Source organism: Cupriavidus necator N-1, from assembly GCF_000219215.1.
Classification (GTDB): Bacteria; Pseudomonadota; Gammaproteobacteria; order Burkholderiales; family Burkholderiaceae; genus Cupriavidus; species Cupriavidus necator.
Genome location: NC_015726.1, coordinates 2,748,890 through 2,765,527, shown reverse-complemented (window position 1 = coordinate 2,765,527; position 16,638 = coordinate 2,748,890). Strand labels below are relative to the sequence as shown.

The window sequence follows — 16,638 nt, the reverse complement described above, 5'->3', positions numbered from 1 at the left end:
TCCAATGTCACAAGGAAATCTTAAGAATCGCGCCTTGCCGGCATATGCCTGACTCTTCTCTTGTGTGCACCGATGAGTACTGTCCGCTTTCTCCGTACCTTCGTTGCCGTGGCCGAGCACGGCTCCTTTGCCGCCGCCGCCGGCCAGGTGGCACTGACCCAGGCCGCCGTCAGCCTGCAGATGCGCGCACTGGAGACCGAGCTGCGCCGCGAGCTGTTCGACCGCAACGGCCGCGTGGCCGTGCTCAATGCCGACGGCCGCGCGCTGCTGCCGCAGGCGCGGCGCATGCTGGCGCTGTATGACGAGATGCGGCTGCCGCTGGCCTCGGACCAGGCCATGGCGGGCGCGGTGGCGGTGGGTGCGGTGGTGTCGGTGATGGGCGGGCTATCACATGCGGTGGCGCATATGAAGCGCACTTATCCTGCGCTCGACGTGCGCCTGGTCGGCGCCAAGTCGATCGAGCTGGCGGCGCAGGTCGAGGCCGGCGAGCTGGATGCCGCCATCCTGGTCGAGGGCGCCGCGCGCGTGCCCGGCACGCTGCGCTGGACGCCGCTGTACCAGGAGCCGCTGGTGGCGATCGCGGCACGCGGCAGCCCGGGCCGCGATGCGCGCGAGGCGCTTGCCACCAATCCCTACCTGCGCTTCGACCGCAGCCAGCGCACCGGCGTGCTGGTCGAGCGCGCGCTGCGCCGCGCGCACCTGAAGGTCAACGAGTTCCTTGAGCTGAACGCGATCGAGGCGCTGGTGGAGCTGGTGCGGCAGGAAGTCGGCGTGACCGTGGTGCCGCTGCTGCGCCGCGCGCGCTGGCGCGACGACGAGGCGCTGCGCATCCTGCCGCTGCTGGTCAACGGCGAGCCGGTGATGCGTCACATCGGCATGCTGGAACGGCGCGACCACGGGCGCGGGCAGGTGACCGCGGCGGTACGGGCGGCCTGCAGCGAGCTGTTCGGCGCCTAGTGCGGGTTGCGTCCACGCCATAACCGGGATCTATCGGGAGGATAGTCAGAAACGCATTCTCCTGGCGCTCAGCTGTGCATATATTTGGGTTGCGGACTGCCGCTGCCGCGGCCGCATTGCCATGGGGCGGCGCCCGACGCTACCGCGTCGGAGCATGCCCAGCGCACCGGCAGTCATCAGCCGGCATGCTTTTGAAGGAGATTCCCGGCGTGGATCCGCAAGATCCGCCGGAGCGGGATCGCTGATGCAACAACGACCTCCCGCGCCATCGCTGCAGGTGTGTTCAGTACGTCCCACAAGGAGAGAACGCATGTCAAACGAAGCAAAGTGTCCCGTCACCCATACCGCTGGCGGCGGTACGACCAATCGCGACTGGTGGCCAAAGCAACTGCGCCTGGACCTGCTCAGCCAGCATTCCAGCAAGTCCAACCCGCTGGGGGCGGACTTCAACTATGCGCAAGCCTTCAAGAGCCTCGACCTGGCGGCGGTGAAGAAGGACCTGGCGGCGCTGATGACTGAATCGCAGGACTGGTGGCCGGCGGACTTCGGCCACTACGGCCCGCTGCTCATCCGCATGGCCTGGCATAGTGCCGGCACGTACCGCATTGGCGATGGCCGTGGCGGCGGTGGGCGCGGCCAGCAGCGTTTCGCGCCGATCAACAGCTGGCCGGACAACGTCAGCCTGGACAAGGCGCGCCGCCTGCTATGGCCGATCAAGCAGAAGTACGGCCAGAAGATCTCCTGGGCCGACCTGATGATCTTGAGCGGCAACGTCGCGCTCGAGACCATGGGCTTCAAGACCTTCGGCTTCGGCGGTGGCCGCGAAGACACCTGGGAGCCGGACCTGGATGTGTACTGGGGCAATGAAAAGACCTGGCTGGGCGGTGACTTTCGCTACGGCAAGGGTGCCGCCGGCAAGTACGACGACGAGGGCGTGATCGTCGCCGACGAGGAAATGCATGGCGCCGAGGCCAGCCGCACCGACCAGGAACGCAACCTGGAGAACCCGCTGGCCGCCGTGCAGATGGGCCTGATCTATGTGAACCCGGAAGGCCCGGAAGGCAACCCTGACCCGCTCGCCGCGGCGCACGATATCCGCGAAACCTTTGCGCGCATGGCCATGGACGACGAGGAGACCGTCGCGCTGATTGCCGGCGGGCATGCCTTCGGCAAGACGCACGGTGCCGGTCCCGCCGGGGACAACATCGGGGCCGAGCCCGAGGGCGCCGACCTTGAAAACCAGGGCCTGGGATGGTCAAGCACCTTTGGCACCGGCAAGGGCGCCGACACCATCACCAGTGGGCTGGAGGTGACCTGGAGCAATACGCCGACAAAGTGGGGCAACAGCTATCTGGAGAATCTGTTCGGCCACGAATGGGAGCTGACCAAGAGTCCCGCCGGTGCCAACCAGTGGGTGGCCAAGGATGGCGGGGAAACCATTCCGCACGCTTACGATCCGTCGAAGAAGCTGCGGCCAACGATGCTGACCACGGATCTTTCGCTGCGTCTGGACCCGGTTTACGAGAAGATCTCGCGGCGCTTCCTGGAGAATCCTGACCAGCTCGCCGATGCCTTTGCCCGCGCCTGGTTCAAGCTGACCCACCGCGACATGGGCCCACGCGCCCGCTACCTCGGCCCGGAAGTGCCGGCCGAAGAGCTGATCTGGCAGGATCCCATCCCGGCGGTCGACCATCCGCTGGTCAACGAGCAGGACATCGCCGCGCTCAAGCAGAAGATCTTGGCGTCGGGGCTGCCGGTCTCGCAACTGGTGCAGACCGCCTGGGCCTCGGCCTCCAGCTTCCGCGGTTCGGACAAGCGTGGTGGCGCCAATGGGGCGCGCATCCGCCTGGCGCCGCAGAAGGACTGGGCAGCCAACGAACCCGAGAAGCTGGCCAAGGTGCTGAAGGTGCTCGAAGGGATCCAGGCTGAGTTCAATGGTGCGCAGTCCGGCGGCAAGAAAATTTCGCTCGCCGACCTGATCGTGCTGGCCGGCGGTGCCGGGATCGAGCAGGCGGCGCAGAAGGCCGGCCATCGCGTGACCGTACCATTCACGCCGGGCCGCATGGACGCCTCGCAGGAACAGACCGACGTGCAATCGGTCGGTGCGCTCGAGCCGAAGGCAGACGGCTTCCGCAACTTCCTCAAGCAGAAGTACAGCATCCCGGCGGAGGCGCTGCTGATCGACAAGGCGCAATTGCTGACCCTGACCGCGCCCGAGATGACGGTGCTGATCGGCGGGCTGCGCGTGCTGAACGTCCATACCGGGCAGGATGCGCATGGCGTCTTCACCGACCGGCCGGAAACGCTGACCAACGACTTCTTCCGCAACTTGCTCGACATGCGCACGGAATGGAAGCCGCTGTCGGAAGCCCGCGACGTGTTCGAGGGGCTTGACCGCAAGACCGGTGCGAAGAAGTGGACCGGTACCCGGGTCGATCTGGTGTTCGGTTCGCATGCCCAGTTGCGGGCGCTTTGCGAGGTCTACGCAAGCGAGGACGCGCAGGAGAAGTTTGTCCGGGACTTCGTCGCCGCTTGGGTCAAGGTGATGAACCTCGACCGGTTCGACGTCGCTTGAGCGGTCGCCGGGTCCCGTCAGGGCTGTCATTGCCCTGACGGGGCCGGGTCCGCGAGGTGAGCGAAGATTCTTCGCCGGTCAGCGTGGCCGGCGGCGGCAGCTTTTTGCCATCCGCGCGTGAGCGGCTTGGCGAAGCGATCGCCAACGCAAAGAAAAGCGGCCGGCAAGCGCCGGCCGCGTGGCCTGCCAAGGCATGCCCGGTCTACATCATCCTGTGCGCAAAATGCCCGCGCCGCGCGTCGGCCATCAGGTCGAGGAACTGCCCGGTGCTCATGTGCACCAGTTCCTGGTGGTCGCCCGCCTCGAAGTAGACGTCGGGGTGCGTCAGCAGGCTGTCGTCGAGCCAGGTCTGCGTGCCGTACGCCATGCCAACCGGCGGGATCGCGCCGTGGTCGCAGTCGCGGAACACTTCGCGCACGCCATCCTCATGCGCCAGCGACAGCTTGCGGCCGGTCTGCTCGCAGATCTCCGACAGTTTCAGGTGGTGAGTCGAAGGAATCACGACTGCGACGTAGCCGCTGCCGTCTTCCAGCAGGACGGTCTTGGCCAATCGGTCTCCGGGAATGTGTGCGGCCTGCGCAGTGGCCATGCTGCTGAGGCTGTAGGGGTGCCGAACGGTGTCGAACTGGCTCTGCTTCTTGCTCAGGCATCTCGCCAGCGTGGTAGACATGGTCATGATTTCAACCTCCGACGCGCGCAGCGCGACCGTTGTCCGAGTCCTATCAATATAGGTTGTCGGGGCGCGGGTGGCGGTGGGGCGGAACCAGCCATAACGTAGTCGGCAAGCACAAAAAAAGGGCACCTTGCGGTGCCCTTAGTGTGTTGTGCCGCCAGCCCTGGGGCCGACGATATTCCCTGCTTATTCTTCCTGGAACGCTTCCTCGCGCTTGGACTTGATCGACGGCATTGCCACGACCAGCACCAGCACCGCAGCCGCGATCAGCAGACCCAGCGACAGCGGACGGGTCACGAACACGCTGAAGTCACCGCGCGACAGCAGCAGCGAACGGCGGAAGTTCTCTTCCATCATCGGCCCCAGCACGAAGCCGAGCAGCAGCGGCGCGGGTTCGCACTTGAGCTTGATGAACAGGTAGCCGATCACGCCGAAGGCCGCGGTCTGGAACACGTCGAAGGTGGTGTTCTGGACCGAGTACACGCCGATGCAGCAGAACGTCAGGATGGCCGGGTACAGGTAGCGGTAAGGTACCTTCAGCAGCTTTACCCAGATGCCGATCAGCGGCAGGTTCAGCACGATCAGCATGAAGTTGCCGATCCACATCGAAGCGATCAGGCCCCAGAACAGCGCCGGGTTGCTGGTCATCACCTGCGGACCGGGCTGGATGTTGTGGATGGTCATCGCACCGACCATCAGCGCCATCACGGCATTGGGCGGAATGCCCAGCGTCAGCAGCGGGATGAACGAAGTCTGTGCCGCGGCGTTGTTGGCCGATTCCGGACCCGCCACGCCTTCAATCGCACCCTTGCCGAATTCATGCGAGTACTTCGAGGTCTTCTTTTCCAGCGAGTAGGCTGCAAACGAAGCGAGCGCCGCACCGCCGCCGGGCAGGATACCCAGTGCCGAACCCAGTATCGTGCCGCGCAGCACGGCCGGGATCATGCGCTTGAAATCTTCCTTGGTCGGGAACAGGTTGGTGATGTGGTCGGTGAAGGTTTCGCGATGTTCCTTCTGCTCCAGGTTCGCGATGATTTCCGCGAAGCCGAACACACCCATTGCCACCGAGACGAAGTTCAGGCCGTCGGTCAGTTCAGGCACGTCGAACGAGAAGCGCGCGGCGCCCGAGTTCACGTCGGTACCGACCAGGCCCAGCAGCAGGCCCAGCACGATCATGGCGATGGCCTTGACCAGCGAACCCGAAGCCAGCACCACGGCGCCGATCAGGCCCAGCACCATCAGCGAGAAGTATTCGGCGGGGCCGAACTTGAAGGCCAGTTCCGACAGCGGCGCGGCAAAGGCGGCGAGGATCAGGGTGGCCACGCAGCCGGCGAAGAACGAGCCTAGGCCCGCTGTCGCTAGCGCCACCCCCGCTCGCCCTCGTCTTGCCATCTGGTAACCATCGATGGTTGTCACCACCGAGGACGATTCACCAGGCAGGTTCACCAGGATGGCGGTGGTCGAGCCGCCGTACTGGGCGCCGTAGTAGATACCGGCCAGCATGATCAGCGCGGCCACCGGCGGCAGCGTGTAGGTCACTGGCAGCAGCATGGCGATGGTGGCCAGCGGCCCCAGGCCCGGCAGCACGCCGATCAGGGTACCCAGCACGCAGCCCAGGAAGGCGTACGCGAGGTTCTGGAAGGTCAGGGCGGTGGAAAAGCCCAGACCCAGGTTGGCGAGTAGTTCCATGTTGGCGGCCTCCTTAGCTTGCCAGGAAAGCCGGCCACACCGGCATCTGCAGGTTGATGCCGTACACGAACGCGCCCAGGCTGATCAGCACCAGGATGATCGAGTTGAGGATGGCGCCCTTCCAGCTGAACTCGTGGCTGGCCATCGACGACACCAGCACCAGCACCAGCACCGACAGCACCATGCCCAGCGGCTTGAGCAGCAGGCCGAACAGCACCACCGAACCGAGGATCCACAGCAGCGTCTTGATGTCCCAGCGGGCGAGGTTGTCTTCTTCCATCTTGGAAGACAGCGAACCCCACAGCACCAGCGCGCCCAGCAGGGCGAGCACAATGCCAAGCCAGAACGGGAAGTATCCCGGTCCCATTTTTGCGGCGGTTCCCATGGAATAGCCGCGTGCGACCCAGGAAAAGCCGAATCCGACCAGAATAAACAGCAGGCCGGAGGCGAAGTCCTTTTGGCTACGTATGCGCAAAGTGAATCTCCTCGATAAGACACATGAAAACTGTGGCGGGTCCCTTGCTGCACTGCATGAATGCAGGCCGTGGGCGGGGCCCTCCCGCGGGCAGGGTGGAAGTTAAGGGGACGACCTTTCAGCTACCTTTCAGATGTCTGCAAACAGGGTCATGCTGAGGGTATCCCCTAGTGAATTAGCGCTTAAAAGCACTGCCGAGCCAGGCTGGAGGCGGCCTGGCGGGCAAAGCGCCCGGCTGTGGCGGGGGGCCGCTGCGCTATCATCCGGGGCGTTCTTCCGCCGCACGGCCGAAGACTGGCTGAAAGGTCTGAAAGGTTCCGCAACGGGACCACAATGCAACGCAAGGAGCGGTTTGGAGAGCATCGACCACGTCATCCTGATCGGCGCCGTCGTGATGTCGCTGGGCATCGTGCTGGGCGCCTTTTCGGCACGCCTGGGCGTGCCGTTCCTGCTGGTCTTCCTGGCCGTGGGCATGCTGGCCGGCGTGGACGGCCCGGGCGGCATCCGCTTCTCCGACACCTGGCTCAGCTTCCTGGTCGGCAACCTGGCGCTGGCGGTGATCCTGCTCGATGGCGGGCTGCGCACGCGCTTTGCCACCTTCAGGGTGGCGCTGAAGCCTTCGCTGTCGCTGGCGACCGTGGGGGTGCTGGTGACGGCAGCGCTGGTCGGCGTGTTCGCCGCGTGGCTGCTGGGCATCGACTGGCGGCTCGGGCTGCTGCTTGGTGCCATCGTCGGCTCGACCGACGCGGCCGCGGTGTTCTCGATGCTCAATAGCAGCGGCATCCGGCTGAAGGACCGGGTGGCGAGCGTGCTCGAGATCGAGTCGGGCATCAACGACCCGATGGCGATCTTCCTGACCCTGACACTGATCGAATGGCTGACCGCGCCTGACGGTCTGACGCCGCTGGGCCTGGTCACGCGGCTGCTGGTGCAGTTCGGCGTGGGCGGGCTGCTCGGCCTGGCGCTCGGCTATTGCCTGGCCCGCGTGCTGGAGCGCATCCGCGTGGCCGAAGGGCTGCAGGCGATCCTGCTGTGCTCGGGCGGCGCGATGGTGTTCGCGCTCGTGCAGAGCGCCGGCGGCAGCGGTTTCCTGGCGGTGTACTTGACCGGCATGCTGATCGGCAACCGAGAGCGCGCGGTGACGTCGGACACCATGCGCGCCATGGACGGCATGGCCTGGCTGGCGCAGTCGGCCATGTTCCTGCTGCTCGGCCTGCTGGTGGCGCCGCACCGGATCTGGGAGGTGGCCGGCCCGGCCGTGGCCGTGGCGGCCTTCCTGATGCTGGTGGCGCGGCCGGTGGCGGTGTGGCTGGCGCTGCTGCCGTTCCGCTTCAATGCGCGCGAGACCGGCTTTATCGCCTGGATGGGCCTGCGCGGCGCGGTGCCGATCGTACTGGCGCTGTTTCCGCTGCTGCGCGAGGTGCCGCAAGCGGGGCTGCTGTTCCGCATCGCCTTTGCCGTGGTGCTGGCCAGCCTGCTGTTCCAGGGCACCACGGTGTCGGTGGCCGCGCGCCTGGCGCGGGTGCGGCGCCCCGGCTACCCCGAGCCGCTGGCGCGTTCGCGCCTGCGCGGCACGCGCGCGCCGATCCTGGAGGTGATGCAGTTCGAGGTGGGGCCCAATGCGCCGGTGGAGAACGTGCGCGCCGACCAGCTGGAGCTGCCGCCGCGCTGCCGGCTGCTGACGGTGGCGCGCGACGATGCGCTGGCGGCGCTGGACCAGACCGTGCTGCGCGCCGGCGACAGCGTCTCGGTGCTGGCGCCGGTGACGACCCTGCCGATGCTGTCGGCGCTGTTCCAGGCGCTGGGCCGCGCGCCCACCTGGGAGCAGGCCTCGCATGATTTCCTGTTGTCGGGCGATGCGCTGCTGCGCGATGTGGCGGTGCTGTACGGCACGCGCGCGCTGACGCCGCAAGAAGCGCCGCTGACGCTGGAGGCTGCCATGCTACGAGCGTTCACCTCGCCGCCGGTGGAGGGCGACAGCGTCGAGATCGCCGGCCTGCCGCTGACGGTGACGCGCATGGAGGGCGCGCAAATCCTGCAGGTGGGGCTGTTGCTGCCGCGGCTGGAGGGGGATTCGGGCGGGCGGCTATGGCCGCGGCGGAAAAAGGATGGCGGCGCGCGCAGTGGCGAGGGCGCCGAAGCGGAGTAGGAACAAGAAAGGCGGCCATGGCCGCCTTTTTCGCTAATCCACCTTCGCCCCGGACACCTTCACGATCTGCGCGTATTTCTTCAGTTCGCGCTGGATCAGCGCCGCGAACTGCTCGGGTGTGGTCGGTGCCGGCTGTGCGCCGATGCGGGCCAGGCGTGCCTTCATCTCGTCGGTCTTCAGGATTGCCACGATCTCATGGTTAAGCCGCTCGACGATCTCGCGCGGGGTGTTGGCCGGCGCGAACACGCCGAACCACGTCGAGATGTCGAAGCCTTCCAGGCCCAGCCCCTTGCCGGCTTCCGCAATGGTCGGCAGTTCCGGGAAGGCCGCGGCGCGGCTGGCAGTGGTGACCGCAAAGGCCTTCAGCTTGCCCGCCTTGATATTGGCCGAGGCCGAAGCCAGGTTGTCGAAGATCAGGTCGGTCTGGCCCGACAGCACCGACAGCTGCGCCGGCGACGCGCCGTTGTACGGGATATGGACCATGCTGATCTTCGCCATGCTCTTGAACAGCTCGCCCGACAGGTGGCCGGCGCTGCCGTTGCCGCCCGAGGCGTAGTCCAGCTTGCCCGGGTTCTTGCGCGCGTACGCGACCAGGTCGCGCAGGTTGTTGATGTGCAGCTCGGCGGCCTTGCCCGGGTGCATCACCAGCACGTTAGGCACGTCGGCCACCAGCGTGATCGGCGCGAAGTCCTTGACGGGGTCGTACGGCATCTTGCTGAACAGCGTCGGGTTGATGGCGTGCGTGGCCACCGCGCCCATGACGATGGTGTAGCCGTCGGCCGGCTGCTTGGCGACGTAGTCCGCGCCCAGGTTGCCGCCCGCGCCGGGCTTGTTCTCGACCACCACCGGCTGGCCCAGGCTGTCGCGCAGCTTCTCGCCGATGGCGCGCGCGACGGTGTCCAGCGGGCCGCCGGCGGGGTAGGGCACCACGAAGCGGACGGGCTTGGTCGGGTAGGCATTGGTGGCTGCCACGGCGGCGGCGGGCAGCAGGGCCGCGGTCAGCGCGGCGGCAAGCAGTTTCTTCAGCATGTCTCGGACTTCAGGGGGATTGGAATATTTATCTGGCGCCGATGCCCCGCGCCATCATGACCGCGCACAGCGGCAGCAGGATCAGCAGGTGGGCTTCGATCATCACCCAGCGGCGGGCGGCCTTCAGCTCGGACGGCGGCGGCACGTAATCCGGCAGCCGGCGCGCCTGCTTGCGCCAGCGCGCGATGGCAAAGGTCGGCGGCAGCGAGCACAGCGCGATCAGCACGAACACACCCACCTTGGCGTGGAACCACGGGTTGTGCAGGTAGAAGTCAACGCCCTTGGCGCCGTAGAACAGGCGCAGCAGGCCGGTGCCCAGCACCACCATCGCCGACAGGAAATAGAACAGGTCGTACAGCGACAGGCGCCGCACCGCGGCCGGCGTGATTTCCGGGCGCAACACCACCGCCTCGGCAGCCATCAGGGTGATCAGGACGAAGATCGCAAGGAAATGCAGGAAAGCCAGTATGGCGTCGGTCAGCATGGATTCTCCTTTGCCTTTGCTTCAGTGGGGACTGAACTGCTTCGGGAAGGCACCGGCGGCAGGCCAGGACACCAGGGCCGGCCGCCGGCAGGAGGAGAATCTTACAGCACACCCTTTGCACGCAGTGCTTCGATCTGCTCAGGGCTGTAGCCCAGCGTGTCGGCCAGCACCGTGTCGGTGTGCTCGCCCAGAAGCGGCGGGTGGCGCAGCGCCTGCGGCGGCGTGGCGCTCATCTTGATCGGGCTGCCCACCAGCTTGACCTCGCCGGCGCTGGGGTGGGGCAGGTCCACGCGCAGGCCGCGCGCCTTGACCTGGTCGTCCTCGAACACGTCGTCGAGGGTGTTGATCGGGCCGCACGGCACGCCGGCGGCCTCCAGGTCGCGGATCCATTGGGCGCGGGTGCGCGGGCGCACCATCTCGGCCAGGATTGGCACCAGCACGTCGCGGTTGGCCACGCGCTGCGGGTTGGTGGCAAAGCGCGGGTCGTCGGCCAGCTCGGGCTTGCCGCCGTCGGTGACGAACTTGCGGAACTGCCCGTCGTTGCCCACCGCCACGATGATCCAGCCATCGGCGGCCTGGAAGGTCTGGTAGGGGACGATATTGGGGTGCGCATTGCCCCAGCGGCGCGGCGCCTCGCCGCTGGCCAGGTAGTTGGTGTTCATGTTGGCCAGCATCGCCACCTGCACGTCCAGCAGCGCCATGTCGATGTACTGGCCCTCGCCGGTGCGGTCGCGGTGCGCCAGCGCCGCCAGCACGGCGATGGTGGCGTACTGACCGGTCATCAGGTCGGAAATGGCCACGCCGGCCTTCTGCGGGCCGCCGCCAGGCAGGTCGTCGCGCTCGCCGGTCAGGCTCATGAAGCCGCCCATGCCCTGGATGATGAAGTCGTAGCCGGGGCGTGCGGCGTACGGGCCGGTCTGGCCGAAGCCGGTGACCGAGCAGTAGATCAGGTCGGGTTTGACCTGCCTGAGCGTCTCGTAGTCCAGGCCGTACTTCCTGAGCTGGCCGACCTTGTAGTTCTCCAGCACCACATCGCTCTGCGCCGCCAGCTCGCGCACGATCTGCTGGCCTTCCGGCGTGCTGATGTCACAGGTCACCGAGCGCTTGTTGCGGTTGGCGGCCAGGTAGTAGGCGGCTTCGGCGGTGTCGCGGCCGTCCTCGTCCTTGAGCCAGGGCGGGCCCCAGGTGCGGGTGTCGTCGCCGGCGCCGGGGCGCTCGATCTTGATCACGTCGGCGCCGAAATCGGCAAGGTTCTGGGCGCACCACGGCCCGGCGAGAACGCGGGTCAGGTCGAGGACGCGGAGATGGCTTAAAGCTCCCATGGCGGTAGTCAGTGCAGTGGGTAAGGCGGGGGATCGGTCGGAACAGCGCGAGGTCGGCGCGCCCCTGCAAACAGAGGCCGGCGCGGGTTGGCTGCACTGTACCACCGGCAAATCGCCGGTGCGGCTTTGAGTGCTTTATGAGGCTCTTGCGGCGATGGGATTTGGGCGATAGCCGGCCGGCTCCCCGGCGCCATGCCTGGCGTGCCCGGCAGGCTGCCTTGCCCGTATAATCAACGGTTTGCAAATCCCATACTGATTCGTCGCGCCCGGCCACGCCAGGGCAAGCGTCCGCCATCCCATGAAAGTCTCAGACATTCGCAGCAAGTTCCTGCAGTTCTTCGAATCGAAGGGCCATACCGTGGTCCGCTCGTCCAGCCTGGTGCCGGCGAACGACCCGACGCTGCTGTTCACCAACTCCGGCATGGTGCAGTTCAAGGACGTGTTCCTGGGCACCGACAAGCGCCCGTACACCCGCGCCACGTCGGCGCAGCGCTCGGTGCGCGCCGGCGGCAAGCACAATGACCTGGAGAACGTGGGCTACACCGCGCGCCACCATACGTTCTTCGAGATGCTGGGCAACTTCTCGTTTGGCGACTACTTCAAGCGCGATGCCATCCTGTACGCGTGGGAACTGCTGACCAAGACCTACCAGCTGCCGGCTGAAAAGCTGTGGGTGACGGTCTACGCGGAAGACGACGAGGCCTACGACATCTGGGCCAAGGAAGTGGGCGTGCCGGCCGAGCGCATCGTGCGCATCGGCGACAACAAGGGCGCGCGCTACGCGTCGGACAACTTCTGGCAGATGGCCGACACCGGCCCGTGCGGCCCGTGCTCGGAGATCTTCTACGACCACGGCCCGGACGTGTGGGGCGGCCCCCCCGGATCGCCCGAGGAAGACGGCGACCGCTACATCGAGGTCTGGAACCTGGTGTTTATGCAGTTCAACCGTGACGAGCAGGGCAACATGACGCCACTGCCCAAGCCGTGCGTGGACACCGGCATGGGCCTGGAGCGCATTGCCGCGGTGCTGCAGCACGTGCACAGCAACTATGAGATCGACCTGTTCCAGGCACTGATCAAGGCCGCCGCGCGTGAAACGCATATCGACAACCTGAACCAGAACTCGCTCAAGGTCATTGCCGACCATATCCGCGCGTGCTCGTTCCTGATCGTCGATGGCGTGATCCCCGGCAACGAAGGCCGCGGCTACGTGCTGCGCCGGATCATCCGCCGCGCCATCCGCCACGGCTACAAGCTGGGCCAGAAGACCCCGTTCTTCCACAAGATGGTGGCCGATCTGGTCGAGCAGATGGGCCAGGCCTATCCCGAGCTGGCCGAGGCGCAGTCGCGCGTGACCGAAGTGCTGAAGGCCGAGGAAGAGCGCTTCTTCGAGACCATCGAGAACGGCATGTCGATCCTGGACGCCGCGCTGGCCGACCTGAAGCTCAAGGGTGGCAAGACGCTGGACGGCGAACTCGCATTCAAGCTGCACGACACCTTCGGCTTCCCGCTGGACCTGACGCAGGACGTGTGCCGCGAGCAGGAAATCGGCGTGGACGAGGCCGCCTTCGACGCGGCCATGAACCGCCAGCGCGAGCAGGCGCGCGCCGCCGGCAAGTTCAAGATGGCCGCCGGCCTGGAGTACACCGGCGACAAGACCGTGTTCCACGGCTACGAGAAGCTGGAACTGCCGCAGGCCAAGGTCACCGCGCTATATGTGGACGGCGCCGCGGTCGACGCCATGCAGCCGGGCCAGACTGGCGTGGTAGTGCTTGACAACACCCCGTTCTACGCCGAATCCGGCGGCCAGGCCGGTGACCAGGGCGTGCTGAAGGCAGGCAATGCTGTCTTCACCGTGGCTGACACGACCAAGATCCAGGCCGACGTGTTCGGCCACCAGGGCACGCTGCAAAGCGGCGCGCTCAAGGTGGGCGACGCCGTGTCGGCCCAGGTCGACGCGCAGCGCCGTGCGCGCACCGTGCGCAACCACTCGGCCACCCACCTGATGCACAAGGCCCTGCGTGAAGTGCTGGGCAGCCACGTGCAGCAGAAGGGCTCGCTGGTGGATGCGGACAAGACCCGCTTCGACTTCTCACACAACGCGGCGCTGACCGACGAGCAGATCCGCCGCGTGGAAGAGATTGTCAACGCCGAGATCCTGCGCAACGACGACACGCACGCCGAGATCATGCCGTTCGACGACGCGGTCAAGAGCGGCGCGATGGCACTGTTCGGCGAGAAGTACGCCGACGACGTGCGCGTGCTGTCGATCGGCACCTCGAAGGAACTGTGCGGCGGCACCCACGTGCACCGCACCGGCGATATCGGCCTGTTCAAGATCGTGGTGGAAGGCGGCGTTGCCGCCGGCATCCGCCGCGTCGAAGCCATTACCGGCGACAACGCGCTGCACTACCTGCAGGGCCTGGATGCCAGGCTGAACGAAGCCGCCGCCGTGCTGAAGGCCCAGCCGTCCGAGCTGGTGCCGCGCATCGGCCAGGTGCAGGACCAGGTGCGCGCGCTGGAGAAGGAGCTGGAACGCCTGAAGAGCAAGCTGGCCGCCTCGCAGGGCGACGAGCTGGCCGCGCAGGCGGTCGACATCAAGGGCCTGAAGGTGCTGGCCGCGCAACTGGACGGCGCCGACGTCAAGACCCTGCGCGAGACCATGGACAAGCTCAAGGACAAGCTGCAGAGCGCGGCCATCGTGCTGGGTGCGGTGTCCGACGGCAAGGTCAGCCTGATCGCTGGCGTCACGGCCGATGCCACGGGCAAGGTCAAGGCTGGTGAGCTGGTCAACTTTGTCGCCCAGCAGGTGGGCGGCAAGGGTGGTGGCCGTCCCGATATGGCACAGGCTGGCGGCACCGAGCCGGCCAAGCTGCCGCAGGCGCTGGCAGGTGTCAGCGAGTGGGTGGCGGGCAAGATCTGACTCGCTGAGGGGGGCGACCCTCTCAGGCCCGGCAACTGCTAATGGCGCTTCGGCGCCATTTTCTATGGGCGCTCGTCGCCGGGCGGCTTGCCGGCGAGCCGGTTGAGAATGTCGATCGGCAGCGGGAAGACGATGGTAGAGCTCTTGTCCCCGGCAATCTGTGTCAGCGTCTGCAGGTAGCGCAGTTGCATGGCCTGCGGTTCGCGCGCCAGCATCTGGGCCGCTTCAAGCAGCTTCACCGAAGCCTGCAGTTCGCCCTCGGCATGGATCACCTTGGCGCGCCGCTCGCGTTCGGCCTCGGCCTGCCGCGCAATCGCGCGGATCATGGTTTCGTTCAGGTCGACATGCTTGATCTCGACGTTCGAGACCTTGATGCCCCAGCCGTCGGTCTGGGCGTCCAGCGCCTGCTGGATGTCCAGATTCAGCTTCTCGCGCTCCGCCAGCATCTCGTCCAGTTCGTGCTTGCCCAGCACCGAGCGCAGCGTAGTCTGCGCCAGTTGGCTGGTGGCTTCCAGGAAGTTCGCCACCTGGATGATGGCGCGCTCCGGATCGACCACGCGGAAGTACACCACCGCATTGACCTTCACCGAGACGTTGTCGCGCGAAATCACGTCCTGCGGCGGCACGTCCATTACCACCGTGCGCAGATCCACCCTGACCATCTGCTGCACGGCGGGGATCAGCAGCACCAGGCCCGGGCCCTTGACCCGCCAGAAGCGTCCGAGCATGAACACCACGCCGCGTTCGTATTCGCGCAGCACGCGGAACGAGGTGATCACCAGCAGTGCCAGCAGGAAGATCACACCGCCGAAGCTGAATCCGTAGGCCATGGTCAGGCTCCCTTGTCTGGCGTCGGTTGGGATGGGGGGGGCGGAGCAAGGGGGGCGTTGCCGGCCGCGATGACTTCAAGCACCAGGCCGTTGCGCGCGGTGACAACCACCGGCGTGCCGCGCGGCAAAGGGCTGGCGCTGTGCACGCGCCAGGTCTCGCCGCGCACCGAGGCCCAGCCTTCTTCGCGCAGGTCGTCCAGCACTTCGCCACGCATGCCGACCAGCGCCTCGGCGCCGCTGACCACCGGGCGCTTGCGCGCGCGCACCAGCATCGCCGACATGCCAAACACAAAGATCGCGGACAATGCCGACATGGCCGCCACCATCGGCAGCGGCACGCCGAAGCCCGGCACGTCGGTTTCGATCAGCATCACCGCGCCAAAGGCGAAGGCGATGATGCCGCCCACGCCCAATGCGCCGAAAGTCGGCAGGAACAGCTCCGCCACCATGCAGCCGATGCCCAGCGCCACCAGCGCCAGCCCGGCGTAGTTCACGGGCAGCATATGCAGCGCGAACAGCGCCACCAGCAGGCAGATCGCACCGGCCACGCCGGGCACCACCATGCCCGGCGTGGAGAACTCGAAGATCAGGCCGTAGATGCCGATCATCATCAGCAGCAGCGCCACGCTGGGCTCGGTGATCACGGCCAGGAAGCGGTTGCGCCAGTCGGGTTCCAGCGTCACCACCGGCGCATTGGCAGTGCGCAGCACGCTGGCCTTGCCGCCGGCAGCGGTGATCGTGCGGCCTTCAACCTGGCGCAACAGCGCGGGCAGGTCGGGGGCGACCAGGTCGACCACGCGCTGGGCCAGGGCCTCGTCAGCGGACAGGCTGACCGACTCGCGCACGGCGCGCTCAGCCCATTCAGCGTTGCGTCCGCGCAGCTGCGCCAGGCCGCGGATATAGGCCGAGGCGTCGTGCATCTGCTTGCGCGCCATGGTGTCGCCCCCTGCGGGCTCGCTGGCGGGGGCCGAGGCGGGCTTGGCGCCAGGCAGGGCCTCGGGCTTCTGCGGCCCGCCAATGCCGACCTGCACCGGGGTGGCCGCGCCCAGGTTGGTGCCCGGCGCCATCGCCGCGATATGGCTGGCGTAGAGGATGTAGGTGCCGGCGCTGGCCGCGCGCGCGCCGCCGGGATAGACATAGCTGGCCACCGGCACCGGCGAGGCCAGGATGGCCTGGATGATCTCGCGCATCGACGCGTCCAGCCCGCCCGGGGTGTCCATTTCCAGCACCACCAGCTGAGCGCCGCCCGCGCGCGCGCGTTCCATGCTGCGCAGGATAAAGCTGGCGCTGGCGGGGCTGACCGCACCCTTGAGCGGAATCACGTAGACCGGCGCGGTTGCCGTGGTCGTGACCGTCGCGGCGGGCGCCGAGGCGCCGGAGGGCGGTCCCGCACGGGCGCCCGGACCGGCGAGGGCGGCGAGCGCGGCGCACACCATGGCCAGGCCGGCCAGCAGCCGGCCGGACATCGGCCGAAGGACCCGCAGCAGCGCGGTGGCAGGTTTCATGAGGGGGGCGGGGCACGCGAGGTGCCG

At 67.0% G+C, this 16,638-nt stretch carries 12 protein-coding genes; 4 read left to right on the top strand and 8 right to left on the bottom strand.

Going from position 1 to position 16,638, the window contains the following annotated elements; all coding sequences use genetic code 11:
* Positions 1-72: 72 nt before the first annotated feature.
* Positions 73-957, top strand: coding sequence for a LysR substrate-binding domain-containing protein (locus CNE_RS12985; RefSeq protein WP_013957567.1), 885 nt, complete (start codon positions 73-75; stop codon positions 955-957).
* Positions 958-1,267: 310 nt separating this feature from the next.
* Entirely contained in the window at positions 1,268-3,532 is a 2,265-nt protein-coding gene (katG, locus tag CNE_RS12980; RefSeq protein ID WP_013957566.1) for a catalase/peroxidase HPI, read from the top strand.
* A 202-nt stretch (positions 3,533-3,734) separates the two neighbouring features.
* On the opposite strand, the gene CNE_RS12975 is transcribed toward katG, so the two are convergent.
* The 3 genes from CNE_RS12975 to CNE_RS12965 form a co-directional block, all read right to left on the bottom strand.
* Positions 3,735-4,208: an aminoacyl-tRNA deacylase gene (locus CNE_RS12975; RefSeq protein ID WP_013957565.1), complete on the bottom strand. Its 474-nt coding sequence runs from the start codon at positions 4,206-4,208 to the stop codon at positions 3,735-3,737.
* 183 nt (positions 4,209-4,391) lie between these two features.
* Complete coding sequence (locus CNE_RS12970; RefSeq protein ID WP_013957564.1) at positions 4,392-5,894, bottom strand: tripartite tricarboxylate transporter permease; 1,503 nt, start codon at positions 5,892-5,894, stop codon at positions 4,392-4,394.
* Between the two features lie 13 nt (positions 5,895-5,907).
* A complete protein-coding gene (locus CNE_RS12965) occupies positions 5,908-6,369 on the bottom strand; it encodes a tripartite tricarboxylate transporter TctB family protein (protein WP_013957563.1) in 462 nt (153 codons plus the stop codon).
* A 352-nt stretch (positions 6,370-6,721) separates the two neighbouring features.
* Here CNE_RS12965 and CNE_RS12960 point away from each other — a divergent pair, with 352 nt between their 5' ends.
* Positions 6,722-8,518 (top strand): potassium/proton antiporter, encoded by a 1,797-nt coding sequence (locus CNE_RS12960; RefSeq protein WP_013957562.1) that lies wholly within the window; start codon positions 6,722-6,724, stop codon positions 8,516-8,518.
* A gap of 33 nt (positions 8,519-8,551) precedes the next feature.
* Here CNE_RS12960 and CNE_RS12955 read toward each other — a convergent pair whose 3' ends face one another.
* The 3 genes from CNE_RS12955 to CNE_RS12945 form a co-directional block, all read right to left on the bottom strand.
* A complete protein-coding gene (locus CNE_RS12955) occupies positions 8,552-9,547 on the bottom strand; it encodes a tripartite tricarboxylate transporter substrate binding protein (RefSeq protein ID WP_013957561.1) in 996 nt (331 codons plus the stop codon).
* Between the two features lie 28 nt (positions 9,548-9,575).
* A complete protein-coding gene (locus CNE_RS12950) occupies positions 9,576-10,031 on the bottom strand; it encodes a DUF2214 family protein (protein ID WP_013957560.1) in 456 nt (151 codons plus the stop codon).
* A gap of 101 nt (positions 10,032-10,132) precedes the next feature.
* Complete coding sequence (locus CNE_RS12945; protein ID WP_013957559.1) at positions 10,133-11,353, bottom strand: CaiB/BaiF CoA transferase family protein; 1,221 nt, start codon at positions 11,351-11,353, stop codon at positions 10,133-10,135.
* 298 nt (positions 11,354-11,651) lie between these two features.
* Between CNE_RS12945 and alaS the strand changes: the two genes are divergently transcribed.
* Positions 11,652-14,276: an alanine--tRNA ligase gene (gene alaS, locus CNE_RS12940; RefSeq protein WP_013957558.1), complete on the top strand. Its 2,625-nt coding sequence runs from the start codon at positions 11,652-11,654 to the stop codon at positions 14,274-14,276.
* Between the two features lie 62 nt (positions 14,277-14,338).
* On the opposite strand, the gene CNE_RS12935 is transcribed toward alaS, so the two are convergent.
* Both CNE_RS12935 and CNE_RS12930 read right to left on the bottom strand, forming a co-directional pair.
* Positions 14,339-15,106 carry a slipin family protein gene (locus CNE_RS12935; protein ID WP_013957557.1) on the bottom strand — a complete coding sequence of 256 codons (768 nt, stop codon included), beginning with the start codon at positions 15,104-15,106 and terminating at the stop codon, positions 14,339-14,341.
* 2 nt (positions 15,107-15,108) lie between these two features.
* A complete protein-coding gene (locus CNE_RS12930) occupies positions 15,109-16,611 on the bottom strand; it encodes an NfeD family protein (protein ID WP_238553001.1) in 1,503 nt (500 codons plus the stop codon).
* Between the last annotated feature and the right edge of the window lie 27 nt (positions 16,612-16,638).